Annotated in this window: 19 protein-coding genes and 1 pseudogene; 14 read left to right on the forward strand and 6 right to left on the reverse strand. The window is 48.5% G+C overall.

Annotated elements, in window-relative coordinates:
- Window positions 1–4 precede the first annotated feature (4 nt).
- From QW71_RS11330 to QW71_RS11390, 14 genes and pseudogenes are all read left to right on the forward strand, one after another.
- Complete coding sequence (locus tag QW71_RS11330; RefSeq protein WP_039297539.1) at window positions 5–2,515, forward strand: hypothetical protein; 2,511 nt, start codon at window positions 5–7, stop codon at window positions 2,513–2,515.
- A gap of 161 nt (window positions 2,516–2,676) precedes the next feature.
- Window positions 2,677–3,615 (forward strand): nickel ABC transporter permease, encoded by a 939-nt coding sequence (nikB, locus tag QW71_RS11335; protein ID WP_235441446.1) that lies wholly within the window; start codon window positions 2,677–2,679, stop codon window positions 3,613–3,615.
- Window positions 3,616–3,632: 17 nt separating this feature from the next.
- Window positions 3,633–4,484 (forward strand): nickel transporter permease, encoded by an 852-nt coding sequence (nikC, locus tag QW71_RS11340; protein WP_047013737.1) that lies wholly within the window; start codon window positions 3,633–3,635, stop codon window positions 4,482–4,484.
- Entirely contained in the window at window positions 4,481–5,266 is a 786-nt protein-coding gene (locus QW71_RS11345) for an ABC transporter ATP-binding protein (RefSeq protein ID WP_052769986.1), read from the forward strand. Before nikC ends, QW71_RS11345 begins: the two co-directional genes overlap by 4 nt.
- A 39-nt stretch (window positions 5,267–5,305) precedes the next feature.
- The gene (locus QW71_RS11350) at window positions 5,306–6,154 is read left to right on the forward strand and encodes an ATP-binding cassette domain-containing protein (protein ID WP_039297542.1); all 849 of its coding nucleotides are present in this window, start codon (window positions 5,306–5,308) and stop codon (window positions 6,152–6,154) included.
- Between the two features lie 18 nt (window positions 6,155–6,172).
- Window positions 6,173–7,846, forward strand: a complete 1,674-nt coding sequence (locus QW71_RS11355) for a nickel ABC transporter substrate-binding protein (RefSeq protein ID WP_039297544.1) — start codon at window positions 6,173–6,175, stop codon at window positions 7,844–7,846.
- Complete coding sequence (locus QW71_RS11360) at window positions 7,843–8,598, forward strand: class I SAM-dependent methyltransferase (protein ID WP_235441447.1); 756 nt, start codon at window positions 7,843–7,845, stop codon at window positions 8,596–8,598. The genes QW71_RS11355 and QW71_RS11360 overlap by 4 nt, the downstream gene beginning before the upstream one ends.
- 7 nt (window positions 8,599–8,605) lie before the next feature.
- A complete protein-coding gene (locus QW71_RS11365) occupies window positions 8,606–9,355 on the forward strand; it encodes a class I SAM-dependent methyltransferase (RefSeq protein WP_039297549.1) in 750 nt (249 codons plus the stop codon).
- Complete coding sequence (locus tag QW71_RS40435) at window positions 9,352–9,507, forward strand: hypothetical protein (RefSeq protein ID WP_160311795.1); 156 nt, start codon at window positions 9,352–9,354, stop codon at window positions 9,505–9,507. Before QW71_RS11365 ends, QW71_RS40435 begins: the two co-directional genes overlap by 4 nt.
- 430 nt (window positions 9,508–9,937) lie before the next feature.
- Window positions 9,938–10,606, forward strand: a pseudogene (locus QW71_RS41290) (glycoside hydrolase family 43 protein); the annotation flags it as partial.
- Between the two features lie 273 nt (window positions 10,607–10,879).
- Window positions 10,880–11,839, forward strand: coding sequence for a family 43 glycosylhydrolase (locus QW71_RS41295; RefSeq protein ID WP_039297652.1), 960 nt, complete (start codon window positions 10,880–10,882; stop codon window positions 11,837–11,839).
- Between the two features lie 254 nt (window positions 11,840–12,093).
- On the forward strand, window positions 12,094–13,701 hold the full coding sequence (locus QW71_RS11380; RefSeq protein WP_063776445.1) for a spore germination protein: 1,608 nt from the start codon (window positions 12,094–12,096) through the stop codon (window positions 13,699–13,701).
- A 12-nt stretch (window positions 13,702–13,713) separates the two neighbouring features.
- Window positions 13,714–14,928 (forward strand): Ger(x)C family spore germination protein, encoded by a 1,215-nt coding sequence (locus QW71_RS11385; RefSeq protein ID WP_039297551.1) that lies wholly within the window; start codon window positions 13,714–13,716, stop codon window positions 14,926–14,928.
- A gap of 19 nt (window positions 14,929–14,947) precedes the next feature.
- Window positions 14,948–16,030, forward strand: coding sequence for a GerAB/ArcD/ProY family transporter (locus QW71_RS11390; RefSeq protein WP_039297552.1), 1,083 nt, complete (start codon window positions 14,948–14,950; stop codon window positions 16,028–16,030).
- Between the two features lie 39 nt (window positions 16,031–16,069).
- Here the strand turns inward: QW71_RS11390 and QW71_RS11395 are convergent, their stop codons facing one another.
- The 6 genes from QW71_RS11395 to QW71_RS11420 all read right to left on the reverse strand — a co-directional run bounded on the left by QW71_RS11395 (window position 16,070) and on the right by QW71_RS11420 (window position 23,766).
- Window positions 16,070–16,699, reverse strand: coding sequence for a LysE family transporter (locus tag QW71_RS11395; RefSeq protein WP_039297554.1), 630 nt, complete (start codon window positions 16,697–16,699; stop codon window positions 16,070–16,072).
- 101 nt (window positions 16,700–16,800) lie between these two features.
- A complete protein-coding gene (locus QW71_RS11400) occupies window positions 16,801–17,655 on the reverse strand; it encodes a manganese catalase family protein (protein WP_039297556.1) in 855 nt (284 codons plus the stop codon).
- 46 nt (window positions 17,656–17,701) lie between these two features.
- On the reverse strand, window positions 17,702–18,223 hold the full coding sequence (locus QW71_RS11405) for a DUF3231 family protein (protein ID WP_039297557.1): 522 nt from the start codon (window positions 18,221–18,223) through the stop codon (window positions 17,702–17,704).
- A 92-nt stretch (window positions 18,224–18,315) separates the two neighbouring features.
- Window positions 18,316–19,977, reverse strand: a complete 1,662-nt coding sequence (locus QW71_RS11410; RefSeq protein WP_235441448.1) for a ribonuclease J — start codon at window positions 19,975–19,977, stop codon at window positions 18,316–18,318.
- Between the two features lie 133 nt (window positions 19,978–20,110).
- Window positions 20,111–22,000, reverse strand: coding sequence for a PAS domain S-box protein (locus QW71_RS11415; protein WP_039297562.1), 1,890 nt, complete (start codon window positions 21,998–22,000; stop codon window positions 20,111–20,113).
- A 158-nt stretch (window positions 22,001–22,158) separates the two neighbouring features.
- Window positions 22,159–23,766, reverse strand: a complete 1,608-nt coding sequence (locus QW71_RS11420; protein ID WP_039297564.1) for a helix-turn-helix domain-containing protein — start codon at window positions 23,764–23,766, stop codon at window positions 22,159–22,161.
- Window position 23,767: the final 1 nt, after the last annotated feature.

A 23,767-nucleotide genomic window follows, 5' to 3' on the forward strand; every position in this document is an offset into this window, starting at 1 on the left:
AATCATGTATCATTCTACGAGAAAATATGCTGTCGCCATGATAAGCCTGGCCGTTCTCAGCCAGTCGTTCGCCTTCGGAGCCTATACGGCAGCGGACGGATCTTCAGCGGGAACAGCGGCTTCAGCCTCCGTGTCCACGCTGGAGGGACTGGGGGCGGTTTCATTGAAGAGTGGCGTGAGTGTGAAGCTGCTGGACGCGGCTCTTCAGCCCCAGGAGAGCGGGAATATTCTTACGTACACCTTGAATTACCACAACGTAAGCAGCCGCAACGTAAGCTTAATCGATTATTTCTCCAAGGTCACCACTTCAGGCGGCGCTGTTATTCAGGGCAAACCGGTGACAAGTAGTGCTGCAATCAAGTCCATTCCGGCGAATAGCAGCCAGTCGGTTATGTATTACGTCAATGCGGGTCAGGCTGCCAAATTAAACGGAGTCCGCATCTCCCTGTTCGGCTGGGACTTCAGTCAAGCAAGCTACCAGAAGAAGCTGGGGATGTTCACGATTCCGGGCTCCTACTCAACGGTAATCTCCAGAGGCCAGAGCAAGAAGCTGGTCCTGGGAGAGATGCCGGTTATCAGCAAGGCGGAAAGCCTGCAGATTGTTAAAACGAACGGAAAAGTGTACGCCAGGGTTGGGGTCAGCTTGTCCAATTTGGGTGCCAAGGTTCTTAAGGATACAGGCCTGAAAGGATATCTGGTATCCTCGGGCGGTTCCAGGTTTGAGCTGAACGCCGTCCATGCCGATTACCAGATTCAGCCCAAGGAGAAAAGAACCCTGTACTATCTGGCAGACATCCCTTCCTATACGAAGCTGGATAATATGTCCCTGCAATTTGTCCAGGAAGACAGCACGCTGCAAGTGAAACTTCCAGTTGCTCAATATAAGCTGCCCGCAGCGGAATTGCCTAACTTCACCGTACCCGTTAACGCAGTCGCCAAGCTCAAGGTGGGTAACCATACGATTGAGACCGGACTGGCAAGCGCGGCGGTGTATGCAGATGACAATTTGGCAAAATGGAGCATGAAGTTCCGTGTGCGGAACACAGGCAACCAGGCGGTGACCCTGCCGGATTACCCTTTCAGCCTAACCGCTTCCGAGGGATATAGCTATCCTGTGAGTAATGAAGCGCTTACGGGTCTGACGCTTAAGCCGCTGGAAGAGCAGACGGTAGAACTCAGCGCAGAGTTGCCTCTGAAGCTGAATCAGGGCGTTCTCCAGCTACAGATGACTGAGCCGGCTGAAGCGAACCGGATCGCCTTCCCGGCGGCCTATTTTCAGATTCCGTATTCCTTGCAGCCGGATCACCTGCTGGCGACTGAATACCCTGTGCAGAATAGTCTGGGTAGCTTCGTAGTGAAGCTCGAATCGGTGGAACGCCTGCCGTGGTCGGACCAGGATCAGATAGTGACCAAGGTCAGCCTCCGGAACACCGGTGTGGCGAGTGTACAACTCCCGGCGCTTACAGCTCTTCTAAAGGCGGGAGATATAGATATCAGCGGCACTTCGCAGATGGTGATCGACGGTTCAAAGAGCCAGTTGGCTCCGCAGGAAACAGCGGTGCTGTATATCGCAGGGAACCTTCCCTATTCCTATAATCTCACGAAGCTGAAGATTATCCTCCAGTATGCTTCGGGAGAGGCCAAGACGAATTTCCTTACACTTTTCACCAGCCAGTTAGATAATACCTTAAGAACCGTTGCGGCCGGAGAGCCGTTCCAGCTTGAGCTGACCGGGAAGAAAGCAGAGGTTCAGGAGAGACAGACCCGGATATATCCCGGCGCGGATTCCAAGCTGATCTATACCGAGCTGATGATGACAAACGAGGAATTACGGAGAACCCAGCCCGCGCAACTGGTGGGCTATTACCGGACACCGGATCATCAGTATTTCGAAGCGGTAATCTCGCAGTCCGCCGCGGCCTTGAATGCCAAGGAGAAAAGTCTCGTGACTGTCTGGAGCAAGCTTCCGCCGGAGATCAATGCTTCGGAGCTAACCCTCTATCTCGGGGAAGGAATCTCTGGAGGCAAGCTAACCGCACCCGGGGGAGCGCCGACCGCCTACATTCATACCATGGGCCTTGAGCTTAACCCGGCGAATCCCGCACCGCAGCCGTCCCTTCAGAAGCTGGAACTGTTCCCGTACTCCCTGTCCGTGACCCAGGCTACAGCCACGATGCCCGAAGACCGGGAGACTATAGAGGCACAGATGAACTACCGCGTAACCCGCAGTGAGCAGTATGTTACTGCAGCGAACGAACATAAGCTTGTGGTCCAGCTGATTGATCCGTTCGGACAGCCCTCGGAGAAGCTTCTCTTTCTGGGCGAGGAACCGGCCGGAGCCTTAGGCAGCTTGTCCTTCTCGCTGAACAACAAAGCGTATAAGGCCCTTACCGGCGGAACGGTGCGGGTGAATATCTATGATGAGTTCCAAGGGAAGCGGATTCTGCTGGGAAGCCAGAGCTATCCTGTTACTTATGAGCGGGCTGCGTCCCGGAGGACGGAACTGAATCTTTAGCTCGGATGACAACAGCGGCAGTCTAAGACTTTATTTCTCAAGTCTTGGTCTGCCGCTGTTTTTATTAATTTATCATATGCGAATTGAATTAAATAATTTTAAGACTATTAATTTAAAACATTTATGATATAATCGTAAATATTACGATTAAGGTTTTGGAGTTGAATGCCATCAAACAATATCTTTTACAACGCGTATTGCAGCTCATTCCCGTGCTGCTTGGCATCTCTGCCATTACCTTTGCGCTGATGCACTTAACACCCGGCGATCCGGCGGAGATCATGCTGCGTGCCGACGGCATTAAGCCTACACATGAAGCTATTGAGGCAACCAGACATGCTCTTGGTCTGGATGAGCCTATACATATGCAATATTTTCAGTGGTTGAACCGGGTGCTTCATCTCGATTTAGGTATATCTTACAGCAGCAGCCGTCCAGTGTTTACAGAGCTGATGAGCCGATTTCCGGCAACGGTACTTCTAAGTAGCTGTTCTGTATTGTCCGCTATTCTTATTGCCCTGCCTATTGGAGTGGGCTCTGCACTTTATCCCGGTGGAATGTTTGACCGGCTGGGAAGAGGTTGTGCACTGCTCAGTGTCTCCATGCCGGGATATTGGCTTAGTCTGCTCCTGATTTATTATGGTGCAGTGAAGTTTAAGCTGTTTCCTGTGATGGGAATGGATGGGGCAGCCAGTGTCATTCTGCCTGCATTTACATTGGGATTTGGAATGGCAGGCGTCTACATCCGCTTGATCCGTTCCAGTCTCCTGGAGGTTATGGGCAAGCGTTACATCACAGCAGCCAGGGCTAAGGGACTTCAGGAATGGAGAATAATCCTTCGGCATGCACTGCGTAATGCGCTTCTTCCGAGTCTTACCCTCCTTGGGGTTAACATAGCGGGATTATTGGGCGGCTCTGTTATTGTTGAAACTATATTTTCCTGGCCGGGAATGGGCAAGTATGCCATCGAGGCGATTTTTGCCAAAGACTATATTGTCATTCAGGGTTACGTATTATGGATGGCTGTTGTCGTTGTCCTGATTAACCTGACAGTAGATTTGTTACATCTCCTGCTGGATCCGCGAATCAGGCTGCGGTGACGCTGTAGAAGGAGCGGATGATCATATTTCGTATTACCTTATTTAAGAATAACGGAGCAAAGTTAGGAGCGGGTATCGTACTTGTGTTCATATGTGCCGGGCTCTTTGCCCCGTGGCTTTCCCCCTCTGATCCGCTGCAGATACAGATGGAACATAAACTGGGTATGCCTTCCTGGCAATATCCGCTCGGTACCGATCATCTGGGACGCTGTGTGTTATCCCGGTTAATCTATGGGACCCGAACGTCCCTGTATTATTCGTTCATGGTGTTGATCGTTGTTTTTGCAATTAGCATCCCTGTCGGGTTGCTGGCAGGTTACGCCGGCGGCCGGATCGATCATTTGATTATGCGGATCATAGATATATTGCTTGCCTTTCCCAGCTTAATTCTATCCCTTGCAATTACAGCCATGCTGGGTCCCAGTATGAAGAATCTGTTAATCGCATTCGCTGCAGTCTGGTGGACCGGGTATGCCAGAGTGATACGCAGCATGGTGCTTCAAATCAAGGAAAGTGAATATATTACCGCCGCCAAAGCGTCAGGCACTTCTCATTTACAAATTATTCTCAGGCATATTTTGCTGAACGCTGCCCGGCCTATTCTGGTTCTTGCTTCTATGGAAGTGGGTACGATTATGCTCTCCATTGCAGGTTTGTCCTTTCTGGGTTTGGGAGCTCAGCCGCCTGCACCGGAATGGGGAGTTATGCTGAACGACAGCCGTGCCTATATTCAAACAGAGCCGCGGCTGATGCTCTTCCCGGGTGTGGTGATCATGCTGGCGGTTCTGGGCTTTAATCTGTTGGGAGAAGGCTTGCAGAGGTCAGAGCATAATATCAATTCTGCAGGGAAGCGGGGGTCCAGAACATGAGTGCAGAGACTGCGCTGCTGAAGGTCAGTCATCTACGCACCTGCTTCCACACAGGGAGTCATACCATTACGGCGGTAGATGATGTCAGTATCGAGGTGAGATCCCGGCAGATTGTCGCGCTGGTAGGCGAGAGCGGCAGCGGTAAAAGTGTTACGGCAATGTCCATCCTAGGCTTAGTAGATCCTCCGGGCATCGTTGAGAGCGGGGAGATCTGGCTTAAGGGCAACAATATTCGGGAGTGCTCCAGCCGTCAGATAAGGAAGCTCCGGGGAACCGGGATGGCTGCTATCTTTCAAGATCCCATGAATGCACTGAATCCGGTGCTTACCATCGGCAGGCAGATCATGGAGACTATTAAACTGCATAAGCGGGTATCGGGAAAAGAGGCGAAGCGGCTTGCCGTGAGGCAGATGCAGCAGGCGGGTCTTGGCGATCCGGAGCAGCTGTTCAATCAGTATCCTTTTCAAATTAGCGGCGGTATGTGTCAAAGGGTAATGATCGCCATCGCACTGGTTACCGGTGCACACTTGCTTATTGCAGATGAGCCTACAACGGCTCTGGATGTAACCATTCAAGCCCAGATTCTCGAAGAACTGGACAGAATCAGATGTACGAACGATGTCGGCATTCTATTAATTACGCATGATCTCGGCGTGGTTGCAGAGCTTGCAGATTATGTGTATGTGATGAAGTCCGGGAAGATCGTGGAATCGGGCAATGTGTTTGACATTTTCTCAAATCCGGTGCATCCCTATACTAAATACTTAATGGATTGCAGATAACAACGATAATATTACATTGATGAATTGGATGTGGTGAACTTGAAGCTGTTGGAGGCGGTAAGCCTGAATAAAAGATACGGGACGGAAAGGGGGTGGTTCACACGTAATGCCAGGAGTGTCCATGCCGTCAACAACTTGTCCCTCCGTCTAGAGAGCGGCGAGACCCTTGGACTAGTAGGAGAAAGCGGCTGCGGTAAGAGCACTTTGGCCAGACTCCTGCTGGGACTGGAGAAACCGTCCTCCGGAAGGGTTCTATACAAGAACGAGGATTATACGGACTGGAGCTTCAGCGGGATGCGCATGATCCGCAGGAAGATGCAGATGGTATTTCAGAACAGTCTGGCTTCATTTAATCCATTGTTTACAGTGGAGCAGATTATCGGGGAGCCTCTTCGGAATTACGGAGAGCGTAAGGCCGGAGCCCGCAGGGCCACGGTAGCAGACACACTTGAGCTGGTGGGACTTGAACGGCAGCATATTCACCGTTATCCGCATGAACTCAGCGGCGGACAGCAGCAGAGAGTGGGAATTGCGCGGGCGATTGCGCTGCGGCCGGAGCTGATAATCTGTGACGAACCGTTCTCGAGTCTTGATGTCACCTTGCGGAAGCAAATGATGGATCTGCTGCTGGCGTTGAAGCACGAGCTGGGATTATCCTATGTATTCATTACGCATGACTTGTCAGTTGTAAACCGGTTCTGCGACAGTGTGGCTGTGATGCATCAAGGGGCAATTGTGGAGAAGCAATCGGGCGCACAAATGTTGCGTCAAGCAGACCACCCGTATACAAGAACATTACTCTCTTCGGTACCTGTGCAGGACCCCCGCTTAAGGAAGAAGAGAACGTGGACAGAGTGGCAAACCAGCCATTCCTATGATGTTAAGTAAAGAAAGGGTGTACCAGGAATGAGAACGAATCCTAAGACAACAAGCCTATTATCCCAATCATTATTCTTCCTGCTTCTTGTAATAATTATGCTGATATCCGGTTGTAGCAACAGTAATAACAGCCCGTCTACAGCTGAAGCCCATCCGACTGCCAATAATGAAGCCGCACAGGCTTCTGCTGCCCGGGAGAAGGTTGTCACTGTTGCCATATCGTCTGATGCCGGTATAGACCGCTTAGATGCCGGGGCCTATGATGGTCCGATGAATGTGCACGCGATGATCTATGACGGATTAGTGGAGTATGGTGAAAAGGGCGAAATTCTGCCAGCGCTTGCGGAGTCTTGGGATATTTCTGAAGACGGCAAAGTATATACGTTCCATCTCCGCCAAGACGTCAAATTCTCTGACGGTACGGCGTTTAATGCCGCTGCGGTTAAATTCTCCTTCGAACGCTGGATCAATGATCCGGCCAACTCATTAAATGTGGCAACGGCAATGAAGTCCCTTGACGTTGTGGACGAACATACGATTACAATGACATTCGACAAAGCCTATTATCCGTTCTTAACGGAGTTATCCTTTGCCAGACCGGTACGGATGATCAGCCCTTCTGCTGTGGAGCCTGCCGGGGATATTACGGGTACATTCATCCAGGCGATCGGAACTGGCGCCTGGATGGCAGAGAGCTACACAACAGATCAGGAAGCCGTACTTGTCCGGAATCCGAATTATTGGGGAGAAATGCCGAAGCTCTCCAAAATTATTCTGAAGGTCGTCCCTGACCCGCAGTCCAGAGTACTGGCGCTGCAAAGCGGGGATGTTGACATTGCCGGAGGCCAATTGGGTAAAATCCCGGTCGAAAGCGTGCCGGTAATCGAAGCGGCTACCTCATTAAGTCTGCAAAAAGCACCAGGAACAAACTCTCATTTCATGATCTTTAACTACAATACGCCCGCTCTTCAGGATCTGAGTGTGCGCAAAGCGATCAATCTGGCAATCAATAAAAAAAGCATAGTGGAAGATCTTATGGACGGCACCGGCAGTGAAGCCCAAGGCTTGTTCCCGCTGACAGTCCCTTATGTAACGGAGTCCAATAATACCTGGTACGGCTTCGATCCGCAGGAAGCGGAGCAGCTGCTGGCAGCTGCCGGCTACACGGATACGGACGGAGACGGGATTGCCGAGAAGGACGGAACACCGCTTGAGCTCAATTTCGTGCTGCAGCAGGCTGAATATCCGGAATGGAAATCCATCAGTGAGCTGATTCAGTCTGAGCTAAGGGAGATTGGCATTGCCGTCAATCTTCAGGTGCTTGAGCCGAATGCCTACTACGATGCGTTGTGGACAAGCAAAGCCTATGATCTGATCATGTACCGGACTTATGATGATGCCTATAATCCGCATGCGTTCCTGTTGTCCCTGTTCCATGCAACAGCTGAAGCACCTGCTGTGGTATGGTCTGATGCTGCACTGGAATCACAAATTGACACTGCAGTAGGAGCAACCGGCCTTCAGGAACGTCAGAGCGCATATGATTCTATTTTCTCCAAAATGTATCAGGAGGCTATGTTTGCAGCTATATATTTCCCTGATGATATAATGGCAGTAAATAATAGAGTGACCGGATTCCGGCCGGGGTACACCACCTTTACGCCAATCTTCTGGAACCAGCTGGACATAGGTGAAGAATGATGCTGAAAGAGATCTCGAAATACTGGACTTCAAGCTCGGAGAGTTATGACAAAGTCATACAGACACAATTCCGCAGCAAAAAGACCATCACGCTCTGGAAGCAGCTGCTTATGAAAGGGCTGGGGACAAAACCCGGGCAAAAGGTGCTGGATGTAGGAACCGGACCCGGATTTTTCTCCATCCTCTTATCACAGATGGGTCATCTGCCAACAGCCTTGGATGCTTCTCCGGGAATGATTGAAAGAGCTACACGGAATTTCACAAGTTATGGATACCAGGTTCCGGCTTATGTCGGTGATGCTGCCAGCTTGGATATGGAGCTAGACGATAGCTTCGATGCAGTGGTCTGCAGGGATGTGGTATGGACGCTGCCTGATCCGCAGCGGGCTTATGCCGAATGGTACCGGGTGCTGAAACCGGGCGGGACCCTGATTATTTTTGACGGCAACTATTTGTATAAAGAGAGCAAGACTGTATTCCGCAGACTTTGGTATGCTTTGTCCTGGACACTGATCCTGCTCACAGAGCAAAGAATCCGCCAGCGGAGCAGTCGAGATAAGGAGCTGCTAAGCGGGCTGCCCTTTGTTAATGTACTGCGGCCTGAAGCTGATGAAGCCGCGCTGAGACAGGCCGGGTTCCGCAGCATTGATGTTCAGCGGAACTTTATCCCTGGCCGTGCGATGCCACTGAATTATTTGAAATACGGCTATCAGAATGCAAACCGGTTCATGATACTTGCCAAGAAGGAGTGAATGATAGATGAGTATACAACAAGAGGTGGAAATGTATTGGGAAGGCGAAGCGGGGCTGTATAGTGAAGGCATTCAAAAGGAGCTTAACGGATTCCAGCGGGAGGCATGGTTGAAGCTTATCCTCGCCCATGCACCACAGAAGGAAAGATTGCATGTTCTTGATATAGGCTGCGGTCCCGGCTTCTTCTCGGTGATTCTCTCAAGTGCCGGGCATCTGGTTACTGCGGTCGATTGCACCGACAATATGCTGGAAGAAGCGCGGGCCCACACCAGCCGGGAGGGTGTGACGGTTACTTTCCGCAAGATGGATTCGCACAAGCTTGACTTTGCTGCGGAGAGCTTCGATCTGATCGTGTGCCGCAATGTCACCTGGAGCCTCACCCATCCGCAGTCAGCCTACAAAGAGTGGAAAAGAGTCCTTAAGCCGGGAGGACGGCTGCTGGTCTTTGATGCCAACTGGAATCGTCATCTTTGGGACGAAGAGATGAAGCGGAAGCACGCAGAGGATCAGCAAGCCTATGTGGATAAGGGTTTTGGTGAGCTCCCTCATCATAAGGACATAGAGGAAACTGACCGTCTGAGCCTTGTCTTGCCCCTGACCAGAGAGTGGCGTCCAGAATGGGATATACGGACTCTCAAGGAAGAAGGGTACTCTGCTATCTATGCTGAAGAGAATCTGAACGCCAAAGTACTGGACGAGAAACAGCAGGTCCTGAACCGGTCAACGCCGATGTTCATGATCTGTGCTGAGAAGTGACAAAGTACTCTTCAACACCCGATATGAAAGGCACCTTACAGCAGGCAGTTGCCAGAATCATCGAAGCCTTGGCGCAGAAGCAAGCCATGATCTGCCGGACACTGGACACCAGCAGGCGGCTCATGAGCGGGGTGAACGATTATGAATGCTGAATTCGGACATTCAGAGGATGAGCTGTTATTGAACGTGATCCATAAAACCGTCGGAAACACATGGACTGAACTATGAAATTCAGAGTGACCCTTCGCATGACTCGATCACTAGCTCCAAAAAAAACTATTATTCTCTAAACCATAAGGCTTCGGATATAGGGTATCAGCCATGCTATACCACTTTACAATGCATACAGACAGGTTACAGGCAACTGAAAACAGGAATGTAAAAGGTAATGAAGCCGCTGAATCCGTTCAGCGGCTTTTTTCCTCAGGTGAATTTCAACAGAAACAGCATTGACTCTATCTACGTTCACTAACTATAATATTAATATAATAGTGAATAGATTAATATTAATATTAACTAAATGGCCTGTAGCCGGGCTGGAAGATTTGTTCGGTATAATAATTCCCTAAAGGAGGGCTTAGCTTGTCTCAATCTATACCCGCATACACCGGTTATCTCTTAGTTCATTTCATCGGGGAGCAGCCGGATGGCGAACAGGTCTATTTCTCCTACAGTGAGGACGGCCTGCACTATAAGGATCTGAACGCGGGTCTGCCTGTTCTGCGCTCGGATCTCGGGGAAAAGGGAGCCAGAGATCCCTTTATCGTCCGTTCGCCGAAGGAAAGCAAATTCTATCTGATTGCTACCGACTTGCGCATTGCCAGCGGCAAGGGCTGGGGTGCAGCAGTGGAGGCCGGCAGCCGCGATATTATCGTCTGGGAATCTGCAGATTTGGTGAACTGGTCACAGCCGTGGGCAGTCACGGTCGGTGTGGAAGGCGCCGGATGTGTCTGGGCTCCTGAGGCGATTTATGATGAGGCTGCGGATGAATTCCTGGTATTCTGGGCGTCGGCCACTCAGGAGCCGCATGAGAGTGAACGGAAGCATAAAATATACAGTGCGCGCACGAAGGATTTCCGGGAATTTACGGCAGCAGAGAAATACATTGAGCGCGACAATCATATCATTGATACGACAATTATCGCGGCTGACGGGATGTACTACCGCTTCTCGAAGGATGAGACGACCAAGAATATCCGGGTGGAGCAAGGTGCGTCGCTGGATAAAGACGCCTTCAGCTTTGTGGATGCGCCGGTTCTGGAGGCCATTATGGGCGTGGAAGGCCCGGAGATTTATAAGCTGAACGGCCGCGGGGAATGGTGCCTGATTGTGGACCGTTATGCGGAAGGGAAGGGATATCTTCCCCTGTTAACGTCTGACCTGAGCAGCGGCGATTTCCGCGTGCTTGCAGACGGGGAGTTCGACCTTGGTGTAAACACCAAACGCCACGGCGGAGTCCTTCCGGTTACTGCCGGAGAACGCAGCCTGCTGCTGTCGGCCTTCGGGGACGGACATAGCTACATAATGAATGAAATGATCACAAACCCGGTTGTCCTGCAGCGGGCAGATCCCTGCATTTACCGGCATAGTGACGGCTATTATTACTTCACCGCTTCGGTTCCCGAATATGACCGGATTGAGCTGCGGAGAGCCCGGACGATCGGCGGACTTACAGCCAGCGAGCCTGTCGTCATCTGGACGAAGCATACCACCGGTATTATGAGCGGTTATGTATGGGCGCCGGAAATTCATTACATCAGCGGGAAGTGGTACATCTATTTCTCCGCCGGCAGTGATGATGCACCGTTTGCGCAGCGTCTATACGTGCTGGAGAATGATTCCGACAATCCGCTGGAAGGAAGCTGGGAGGAGAAGGGGAGAATCTATACCGCATGGGATACGTTCTCGCTGGATGCCACTACCTTTGAGCATGCGGGATCGCAGTATCTGGTGTGGGCGCAGGAGGACCCTTCGATTCAGGGGAACTCCAGCCTGTTTATTTCCAAGATGGCAAGTCCCTGGACGCTGGAAGGGGAGCAGATCCTGCTGACCCGGCCGGAATATGACTGGGAAACGATTGGTTACCGTGTTAATGAAGGGCCTGCTGTTATGAAAAAGAACGGAAGAATTCTCCTGACCTATTCGGCCAGCGCGACCGATCACCATTACTGCATGGGCCTGATTACCGCGCCGGAAGACAGCAACCTGCTGGACTCCGGCTCATGGACGAAATCCCCGGTCCCGGTCTTTACGACCAGCGAAGCGAACGGCCAGTACGGTCCCGGACATAACAGCTTTACGGTAACAGCTGATGGAACGCAGGACCTGCTTGTCTATCACGCCAGAAATTATAAGGAAATAGAGGGAGATCCCTTGAATGACCCTAACCGTCATACCCGTGTCCAGCCTTTGGCATGGGGAGAAGACGGGCTGCCGGTATTCGGGTTACCAGTGCCGGATGGCAGTCTAGAGTTGTCGTTATAATAATTGAACATGAAGAAGGCTGGGAGGCATTGCCGACAGGCTGGAAACCTTGAGAAATCAAGGTTTTTTTGATTTAAAGTAATGAATACATCCCTACTGCTGCGGGACTGATGATTTTGTATAACTGGTCCTTTATGCTGCTCTCCTTCGCAAGACTGCTGAAACCTGGAAAATTTGCTACATAAAGTTGAGATGAATAAAAAGTGAAATTGAACGCACATTAAATGTAATCTATTTCAGAAAGGGGGATAAACTTGCATAAATTTATTAAGAAGCTTTTATTCACTAGCACAAAAAATCTTTATAAAAAACAAAACACGGATTCATATTCGAATTTGAATTTTAATAAATTGAGTGATGAACTTAACACGACGCTTGCATTCTTAGACGAGCGTCTCAAAAACAGCTCTGACTTCATTTTACATAAGCTGTCAGCAACAAAAGATGGAGCATATCGGGTGGCTATCTGTTATATGGACGGGCTTGTTGATCATCAGCTGGTTACAAAATTAATATGGGATATGAATCAGGTATCCTGGGAAGAGAAGATATACAGTTCAATGGAAACTGATTGGATTAAAGCTCAACTGTCTGCACTGAGCAGTTCCTCTGTTTACACAGAAGATGATCTGATGAAGTCTATCCTTAATGGTCGTGCGGTTGTTATTATCCACGGAATTAATGAAGCGTTTGTTGCAACAGTAAACGGCGGATCAAGACGTGCGGTAGAAGAACCTACTTCACAGACGGTTATCCGGGGACCCAAAGAAGGTTTTACAGAAGATATTACAACCAATATTGCTCTTGTCCGCCGCAAAATAAAATCTCCGGACCTATGCGTTAAATCTCAAGTCATCGGTCGGTACACTCAAACAAAAGTGTCGTTAATTTATATAGATGGCATTGCAAATCCGGAAGTGGTTAAAGAAATATCTTCACGCCTAAATTCTATAGAAACCGATAGTATACTGGAAAGTGGTTACATTGAGGAATTTATACAGGATGGAATTCTCTCTCCCTTTCCCACTATGATTAATACTGAACGTCCAGATACAGTAGCAGGCGGATTACTGGAAGGATTGGTAGCAGTTGTAGTAGATGGCACTCCCTTTGTTTTATTGGCCCCTGTTACTTTTTTTAGATTCTTGGTTTCCAGTGAAGATTATTACCAGAGATTTGATATCTCCTCTTTTCTTAGAATGGTTCGGCTGGCCTCTTTTTTCATCGCCTTGCTTCTTCCTTCTCTTTTCATTGCAACCACAACGTTTCAACAGGAAATGCTTCCGACTACCTTACTGATAACGCTCGCTGCCCAACGCGAAAGTACTCCGCTGCCGGCACTCATGGAAGCTTTAATTATGGAATTGACCTTTGAAATCATTCGTGAGGCAGGCGTACGCATGCCCCGTGCTATAGGGCCTGCTATCTCCATCGTTGGCGCTCTCGTTCTTGGTCAAGCTGCTGTTCAAGCCGGTCTAGTATCAGCCGCTATGGTTATCGTCGTTTCATTTACTGCCATTGCTAACTTTGTTCTTCCCGCAATCAATATGGCAGCAACCGTTCGCCTTCTGCGTTTTTTCTTGATGTTTCTTGCAGGAACCTTTGGTTTATACGGGATCCTTATAGGTCTAGTACCCATTTTGGCTCATTTGGTCTCCCTTGAATCGTTTGGAATCCCATATCTGATGCCACTTTCACCATTTAATAAATCTAATCTAAAAGATTTGTTTATCCGTGCGCCGTGGTGGAAGATAAAAACGCGTCCGGTGATGATTGGTGACATGAACCCAAAGAGAGTGTCTGATAAGCAGAAAAGCTTCGCCCAAAGGGCGAAAGATCATAAACGGGACCCTCTTTCGTAGGAAGGTGAACTTATGCGTAAAGCTTTAATCAGTATGATGTTTGTTTTTAGTGCACTGATTTTACCGGGCTGCTGGAATCGGACGGAATTGAATGAACTACGAATCACAACTGCTACAGGTGTAGATCTCAGCGATGGAAAGTGGCTCATCTCGTATCAGACGATCGTTCCTTCAACTATGGCTTCGGGTACAGGAGGAGTTTCAGGAGGTGCTGGACAACCAGCCATTCATGTATTCTCTGTGAGGGCGGATACCTTTAATAAAGCAAGGAATTTAAGCAACTTGGAAACCTCCCGCCGTCTCTATATTGCACACAATAAGGTCGTGTTGATCGGCAAAGAAGCGGCAGCGGAAGGAATCGGCCAACTTATAGATACCTATCTTCGGAGCACAGAAGCCCGGGAAACCGTTTATATCCTGGTGACAGATGGCAGAGCAAACGAATTTCTGAGAAAGCTGGTGCCCCCGGAAAAATTGCCTGGAGCAAGCTACGGTGAGATTCTAGATAAAGAAACCGAGTTGGTTTCCATCTTTCCAAAGACCTCTATTTATGATTTTGCCTTACATCTGCATTCAGATTCCAAGAGTATCGGAGTACCTGTGGTTACACTCTTCGGTGAAGATACCATCGAAAATAAAGAAGAATTAGAGTCTCTTGATGTACTCAAGAAAACGTCACAGCCTTTAAAAATGACCCTTTCCCAGTTAGCGATCTTTCAAAAGGATAAGTTAGTCGGGTGGCTCAACCGGCAAGAAAGTCTAGGGCTCTCCTGGTTAACCGATAAAATCAAAGGTGCTGAGATATCTTTTCCTTGTTCCGATAATGAAAAAAATCAAAACTCCATCACTGTTATTTCATCGAAAACAAAATTGAAGCCCATAAAATCGGATGATCATTACACCATGCATGTAAAGATAAAAGCCAACGGGATTTTAATGGAATCCGTCTGTAATGAAGATTTATCGAAACCGGAGGTCATTTCAGGCCTCCAAAAGAATATTGAAGAACATATCAAGAATGACATTAACGCTTCATGGGATGCACTGCAACGCTTGGGTGCCGATACCACAGGTTTTGCTGAAATTATTCACCGGAAATACCCCAAGGAGTGGAAAGAGGTTAAGGATGACTGGGAGAATGAGTTCAAAAAAATGGAAGTAAAAATAGAAGTCAGTGTGATCATCAAACGCCCGGGGCTAATTCAAAAATCATTTAATGCCTCCTAGTGTTAAAGGAGATCTGTTTATGAACAAAGATGCCCGCGTATCCGAAATAGCTGTTACCCTTGCTCTGTTTGAACTGGGGAGTACTCCTTTGTTTTTATTGGGTGCAGATTCAAAGCAGGATGCCTGGTTAGCCATGATTATTGCGGCAGCAGCTGGTTTTATCCTGTTACAGGCCTATCTTTGGATGTATCGCTTGGATCCGGAACGTGACCTGTTTGAGATATGCTTACATTATTTGGGTAAAACGCCGGGGTGGATCGTGGCGTTCTCTTTTGTCGGTTACTTCACGTATGAATCTTCCCGCAATTTACGTGATCTCGGTGAGCTGTGTACCATGACACTTCTCAATCAAACCCCCATGCCTATTATTTCACTGCTTGCGATAAGCGTGGTTGCCTTTGTCTCCAGCTACGGACCTAAGGTGTTTTTTCGACTTTGCGTCATTTTTTTATATATTCTAACGGTCGGCTATTTCTTAATACTGATTTTCATCCCGATGAGTGGACTATTTCATCTTGAATATATGTTTCCTATCCTGGAAAATGGTGTTAAGCCCGTTTGGGATGCCGCAATTCCGGAGCTTATTTCTTTTCCATTTGGACAGACCGTCCTTTTTCTGGTGTTCTTTAAATATGCGCCAAAAGGTAATAAGAATCTTTCTAAGTTTATCGTAACCTCATACATCATTATAGCAATAGCATTGATCATACTGAATCAAATGGTCATTCTGGTTATGAATCCTGAAGTGGCGGGTCTCACTACCTATCCGCTGCTCACCGTTGTTCAAATGATACGTGCAGTGCAAATTTTCGAGCGGGCGGACGCGCTTTTTACACTCATTTTATTTATTGGTTTAGGAGTGAAAATGAACATTTTTTTTATAGGCTCTGCCATTGGGATGCAAAGACTAACTAAAATCAGATATAAAATATGGCTGATCCCTCTGACTATTGCTATATTTGCCCTCTCTTTTTCATCACGGACCTATACAGATTTTATATGGGTAGGTCTTCATTATGCAGTAATCAGGGTGTTTCCTATTTTCCAAATTGCCCTTCCTGCGGTAATACTCATCACCATGTTGATACGAAAAAGAAATTGAGGGAGATAGGGACGCAGGATGGGCCTAGTAAAGCAAGCTTCAAAGAAAGAGCAGCTTAACAGCCTGTACACCAAAATAGAAACCAAATCCGACCAGTGACAGACCGGAGCATACAGAGATCGCTTTTAGCACCCGGACGGTCAGGAATTTGCGGAAAATGCTGGAGGCGGCTGCCATGGTGACATCCCAGAGCAGTATCCCCAGCACGATGGCTCCGCTGTACAGTAACAGCTGGTGCATCGGGTACTGGCTTGCCGCCTCGGCCAGTATTGATCCGTAAATGCCTAGCCAGAACAGAATGGAGAGGGGATTGAACAGTGACATCAGGAACCCGGATAGAAAGGATTTGAACAGGGAGGCTTCGCTCCCTCTCATTTCTGCTACCGAAATTTCACCCGAACTCTTGATGCTCTCCACCCCTGTGTAGACAAGGACAAAGAATCCGAACAGCCACAGGAAAGCTTTGACAAACGGAGCATCCAGCAAATGAATCATGCCGAAATAGACAAGCAGCATGTAAATAATATCGGCGCTGACTGCACCAAGGCCAACCGCCCAGGCATGCAGAAATCCTCCGCGGAGCCCCTTGTCCAGCTGTGCTGCGTTAATGGGACCGATCGGCGCCGAAAGGGATAACCCCAGAAAGATATAACCTACGAAAATGTTAATATTGTCCTCCCCCTTTATACAGTTAGTTTATTCTGATAAAGGAGTTTGTAGGACAACCAAAATGAAAGGCCTGCGGAATCGCAGGCCTTAAAATTGTAAAATCAGTTATGCATATCCTGTAATCCCGGACTGTGTTCATTCGGCATAACGGGCATTTCGGGTACAGGGAAGCCAGGAGGAGGAGGAACAACCTCAAGGTTCCCTTTATTGCGGCTAGGAGAAGCACCCTGGAATATTTCTGCAATTCTTGTAGGGTCCAAACTGAAATTAAACTGTACGTTATGGTAGCCCATATCTACGAATTTGCGGCATTCCGGATATTTGTTAATATCATAATTCGGGACAGGAAATACATTTCCCCAATTTACCCCAAGGGTCTCCAGCGCTTTAGCGAATGCATTCTGATGGGCATTGTCGCGCACAATGAGGAAGCCCAGTGTTTCACGGAAGGTTTTGTTGGAGCTCATCTCGTAAATCCGAGTCTTCTGTAGCACACCTGTCGATTCAAGTACAACATTGTCCAAGAGGTCACTGACCAAATTGCCATGGCTATAGACATAATTTCCGAGCCACGGATTACCCATCGCATCCACAGGCAATGAGGCTTGTGCACCCATAATATAATGATGGGGATTCGCGTGTTTCGCAGCTACTTCCAGAGGGGCGCCATGGCCGCCTGCATTTCCGACCTGATCTTCACCGGAACCGTTTAACAGCTGGTTAATGGTATGCTGTACCAGATCAACGTGGGCGATCTCCTCCAGGAATACACCCCGCATTAAATCACGGAACTGGGTCTCTTTGCCGCGGAAATTACTGCTCTGGAAGAAATACTGCATCATGGTACGCATTTCTCCGTAATGGCCACCCAGAATTTCCTGCAATACTTTGGCCGCGGCCGGATCGGGCTTATCGACTACGATATCGTTAATTAAACCTTCTTTATAGAAATACAGATCAAAAACCTCCTTCTCAGGTATGTTTCCTTCTGCGGAATTTCAGCTATGCCTTAACCGTCTCTGGTCTTTTCACCTGAAGCGGTGGAGGAATCAGCCAGCCGTTCTTCTTGCTCAAATGGAGTATTTTCATACCGAGGGCTGCTTTGGTCAGGTGATATTTAGCGAATAATGCGCCGATATCCTCCCGGATAGATTGTCCCATTACCTGGCTGCAGGCTACCAGTCCGGTAGCAGTATCTGCAGCAAGCTTGGCGGAAATCTCCGGATCTGTGAATCTTGCTCCCACAGGGATATCCTCCAGCTTCGCTTCAGGGCGGTTAGGCATTACTGGTGCGGATGCAATACCCTGCTCTGCCAGCAGTGCATCACACTCGCTGATTTCCAGCTCTGCCTGATCGATTAGAGCGCCTAATATTTTTTTGAGATCATGGTCACCGGCATGATACATGTAAGCCCGGTAACAAGATAATGCGCCTTTGGCTACCATTGAAGCTGACCACACACTGAAGATCTCTCCATAATGCATTGGCTCTTCTTTGGGATTGCCGCCTAGAATTCCTGTCATAAGTAAGCTCCTTTATCGTTGAAATAGAAACAGGGTTAGCATTCCCAATAATCTGCAAAAATTACAGAAATATTACCCCTTTGAAATTCCGTTTACACTTCAATTATGATGGGGAGAATCATGGGACGGCGTTTCGTCTTCTCATAAAGAAATTTGCTTAATGTGACCTTTAGGGTCTGCTTAATAATATTCCACTGACCTAAGTCAGCCTCGCTCATCTTCTGAAGAGTTGCCTTGACCAACTGATTGATCTCATCCATCAGATTGTCTGAATTGCGGACATAAATGAATCCCCGCGAAATCGTATCCGGCTCGTTCAACAGCCGTCCATCCGATTGACTAAGGGTAATAACCGTGATCAGTACCCCGTCAGCAGACAATTGGCGCCGGTCCCGCAAGACTACATTGCCAATGTCGCCAATTCCAAGGCCATCCACAAAAATCTGCCCGGCAGTCACCCTTCCTGATTGGCGGACAACCCCTTCTGCCGACTCCACCAGCTCGCCATTTTTGAGCAGGAAGATATGATCCCCCTGTACCCCGACAGCTTCGGCCAATAAGCGGTGGTGATGCAGCATCCGGTATTCACCATGAATCGGAATGAAGTACTCCGGCTTCATTAAGGTCAGCATCAGCTTTAATTCCTCCTGGCTGCCGTGGCCGGACACGTGAAGCTCGCTGCGCGATCCATAAATCACCCGTGCGCCGAGGAGATACAGATTGTCTACAATCCTGGATACATTGCGTTCATTGCCCGGAATCGGATTGGCTGCAAGGAGTACGGTATCTCCGGCACCGATTTCCATCTGCCGGTTGCTTGAATTCGCCAAGCGGGATAATGCCGCCATAGGCTCGCCTTGACTTCCCGTACACAGGACAGCTATTTCATGCGGCGGCAGCTTGGCAGCCTCCGCAGGTTCGACCAGCATTCCCTCAGGAATGGTCAAGTAACCCAGCTCCCTCGACACAGCAACAACGTTCACCATACTCCGTCCAAGCAAGGCAAGCTTCCGCCCCGTGAGGATAGCGGCATCAACGATTTGCTGCAGCCTGTGTACATTGGAGGCGAAGGTGGAGACAAAGATTCTGCGCTCTGCTTTCTTGAAGGCCTCTTCCAAATGGGCGCCCACCAGCTGCTCGGATGGAGTAAATCCGGGGCGTTCAGCATTCGTGCTCTCCGAGAGCAGAAACCGGACACCTTTTTTGCCAATGTCCGCCATTTTATGTATATCCGGATATTGCTTGTTGACCGGGGTCATATCGAACTTGAAATCGCCCGTGTGGACAACAGTTCCTTCGGGAGTATCAAAGACAATACCCAGGCAGTCCGGAATACTGTGATTGGTATTAAAGAAGCTAGTGGTGATTTGGCCGAACGTGAGGATGGAGTCCGAATTGATGCAGTTTAGACTGGCTTGACGGAGAAGCCCGTGTTCTTTGAGTTTATTCTCGATTAATCCAAGGGTCAGGCGGGAGGCGTAGAGGGGAATGTTTAATTGTTTCAGCAGGTAAGGGATGCCTCCGATGTGGTCCTCATGTCCGTGAGTTACAACCAGTGCCCGTACCTTATCGATATTTTCTAATAAAAAAGAGACATCCGGAATAATTAAGTCGATCCCAAGCAGGCTCTCGTCAGGAAATTTGGACCCGCAATCAATAGCCACGATATCATCCCCATACTGCAGGAAATACATATTTTTTCCTATCTCGTGAACACCGCCTAGTGCAGCAATCCGTAGCCGTTCTTTTGACATTGTGAGCACCCCTTTCATAATAAATCATCTTTATTATGTTTGGGTGTGCAGGATATTATCCAGATTTCTAATCATATACTAGACGCATTAGCAGACCTCCGGTATATTCTGTGAAGGTCTGCGCATCCATATCCTATTTTTGCACAAACTGGTTTATAAGCTTCAGAATGACTTCACGCTTTACAGGCTTACTGACATACTCGTCCATCCCTGCAGCCAGGCACTTTTCCCGGTCCCCCTTCAGCGCATTGGCTGTAACCGCGATGATAGGCGGACTCTTCTCCTTAAGCTCCTCTCTGATCCTCTTTACCGCCTCGAAGCCGTTCATAATCGGCATATGCAGATCCATTAATATGAGATCAAACGGCTCTTTGCAGGCTGCTTCAACTGCATCTATCCCGTTTGTTACGGTAGTAATCCTGTGACCTATTTTTTCAAGTGTCTTGGTCATCACCAGCTGGTTAATATAATTGTCTTCGGCAAGGAGGATGCTCACTTCGCGTGAGGCAGGGAGTTTGTTCATGGGAGTCTCTTGGCTGTAAATGCCTTCAGCTTTCTTGGGCTTGATAGTGAAGGTGAAGGAGGAGCCTCTTTTGCCGTCACTCTCTGCATAGATCTCGCCGCCCATCATGCCGATAATTCTGCGGCTGATAGCAAGGCCAAGGCCGGTGCCTTCATGTTGGCGTGACATAAAACTGTCAATCTGCGCGAAGGGCTCAAAGATCTCGTTAAGCCGGGAGGGATTAATTCCAATGCCTGTATCTGTCACCGTGAAGGCCAACATGAACGGAGCTTCCAGGACAAGCTTTACTTTTACCGATATACTGCCGCTCTGCGTGAATTTCACAGCATTGCCGAGCAGGTTCAGAAGTACCTGCTTTAAACGTTCGCTGTCGCCGTATATATGGTCGGGAACATCATGATTTATGGTGCTGGAGAGTTCAAGGTTCTTTTGGGCAGCACTCATGGAAATAACAGCAAAGCTGTCCTTGAGGCATTTGCGCAGATCAAATGTATGCTCCTGCAGTTCAGTCCGGCCTGCCTCGATTTTGGACAAATCAAGGATGTCATTGATAATATTGAGCAGAGTTTCTCCGCTTTTACGGATAATTTCCACATAGCTCTGCTGCTCTCCGGTAAGCTCCGTGGTGTCGAGCAGGATATCCGTCATGCCTACAACCCCGTTCATCGGAGTACGGATTTCATGGCTCATCATAGCCAGAAACTCGCTTTTCGCCCTGTTTGTGGATTCGGCGGCTTCCTTGGCAAGCAGCAGCTGTCTCTGCTCGGAAATGTCTTTGCATATAAGGTAGAATCCGATATTTTGATTATTCACGTAAATCGGTGCGATGCTGGTAAGCACTTCTACGACTTCTCCATTTTTGGTGTAAAGCGTGTTGATATGCTGATCAACCGATTCATCATATAGAGATCTGTCCAGAATGTTCTGGACACTCTCCTGCCCAATCAGAAGGGCCAGTTCCATCCCGATCAGATCAGACTCGATGGAGTAGCCGGTTATTTTTTCAGCCATACTGTTGGCGTTAATAATCCGGCCGTCCAGGCCAAAGGAAATGACGGAGTCATGGTTGTATTTTTTTAGCGATGTGTACCGCTCTACAGACTCCTGAAGGCGCTGCTCGGATTCCTTTTGCTTAGTGATGTCAACGATTTGACAAATGTAATACGATGGATGATCCGCCTCTCCGCTGAAAAACTTGAGAGTGAGCATTCCCCACATCTGATCCCTTTTTTTTGAAAGAAACCGCGTTTCAAGCTGTATATCCGTCCGGTCACCCATGAGCTCCCTGAGATCATATATATTTCCGAATTCATCATCGGGATTGAAAAGCTCTTGCAGCTTCATTCCGTCAAGCTCAGCCTTGGAATAGCCAAAGATCCGTTCCATGGCGGGGTTAACCGTCAATATCACACCTTCTGATCCAACAAGTGCGATTCCAAAGGAGGCATTATCTATGACCTGCTGGTTGAAACGTTCCTGATTCAGGTTTACGCGATGCATGGTGTCCTCCTTAAGTAAGTTTTTATGTCGTGAAAAATAGACCTTCCGCTTTGAAGGTCTCTTCGATACTTAAAATTTAATGAATATAACTTCGGATTAAATTTACCCCTTTGGTTTCTTATTGAATCAGAATTGTTGGCTTTGCCAAAAAGAGGGGATTAGATCAATTTCCGGTATTCTACCGGAGTCATACCGGAGAAGTTACGGAAGAGCTTAATGAAATAGCTGACATTGTCATAGCCTAACTGCTCTGCTATATCTACTATGGTGATGTTCGTCTGATTCAACAGCTCCTGCGCACGTTCCATTTTTAGTTTGGTCACGAACTCTATATAGGTGAGACCGGTCTCGATTTTGAATAACCTGCTGAAATGGGTAGGGTTCAGGCCAAGCCGCCGGGCCATCTCATCCATGCCTACCTTCTCCCCAATATGATTCATGACATAACGTTTGGCCTCGGCCACTTCCTTCCGGACATTTTGCTTCCACATGGACCTCAGCATCAAGATCTTGTCTTTCAGGAACTGTTCCAGCCACTCCATTAGCTGATCCAGGGTTTCAAGCTCCCGGATGGAGCGCTGATGCATTTCACTATTGAAATTGTTCACGAAATTTTGCATGACGGTATATTTTAATTCCAGCTCCATTACCATTTTGAGCAGCCAGCTTTTTACGCTTTCGACCGGGTATTTCTTGTCCCAGATATGCTTCTTGATCTCTGTAACTGCAGCAGTAACCCGCGCACCATCCTCATTCTGAATACAGTCTCTTAACTGCTGAAGAATTTCAGCGTAATGAACAAACAGGTCCTCATTGGTTGTCTGAATAGGTTCAAGCTTCATTATGGCTCCCTCAGCCGTATAAAAGCGCAGGGCCTGTGAATCCAGTAAGGCCTGAATCTGCTTCTTGATGTCGATCAGACTTGACGTTGCCTCGCCGTAAAAGAATGAAATCCCCATTCGGAGATGCAGCTTCGACATCTTCTGGACATGCCGGAATTTATCCCTGAATTCCTCATGAAGATTCCGGATCAGAAGGCGCGGAAAGGGGATGAAGAGGATGAACTGCCGTTCTGTTAAGGCGAACTGTATAATGCCATCGATCTCAAGAAATTCCTGCAGCACATTATCTATCACGAACTGCATGTTCACAATGCCTCCGAAACGCCGTTCCAGCTCATGGGAGCGTTCCGGGATAGCCAGGACCGGCAGGTAGGGCACTCCCTCTTGCAGGCGGATGCCCATAGCGGCGGCTTGTCCGAACCATTCAGCCTCATCCCAGACTGGCTGCTCGAGGAACATACGGATAAATCTTGTCCGGATTGCAGAGTGGTTCTGCGTGACCAGCTTCTGCATCTGGAGATAATTATTCTGGGAGATCATTTTAATCTCCAGCCGGGAAACCGCCTCAGTCAATACTGAAACGACCTGATCAATTTGCAGGCTTTCTTTCAATATATATTCGGCAACATTCAATTTCACCGCCTTTTGGGCATATTCGAATTCCCCGTGGCAGGACAAGATAATCGCCTGGAGCTGGGGATTCACCTCCCGGACCTTCCGGATTAATTCCAGCCCGTCCATCGCCGGCATGCCGATATCTGTGAGCAGAATATCAGGCTGATGCAGCTGGCAGGCTTCCCAGGCCTGTTTGCCGTCAGAGCAAGAAGCCGACAACTCAAGGCCTAAGGTATCCCAGGGAATACTGGCGCTCAGATATTCCAGTACAGGATAGTGATCATCGGCTAATACTACTTTATATACCACG

It is taken from the genome of Paenibacillus sp. IHB B 3415 (assembly GCF_000802655.2).
Taxonomy (GTDB): domain Bacteria; phylum Bacillota; class Bacilli; order Paenibacillales; family Paenibacillaceae; genus Paenibacillus_AQ; species Paenibacillus_AQ phytohabitans.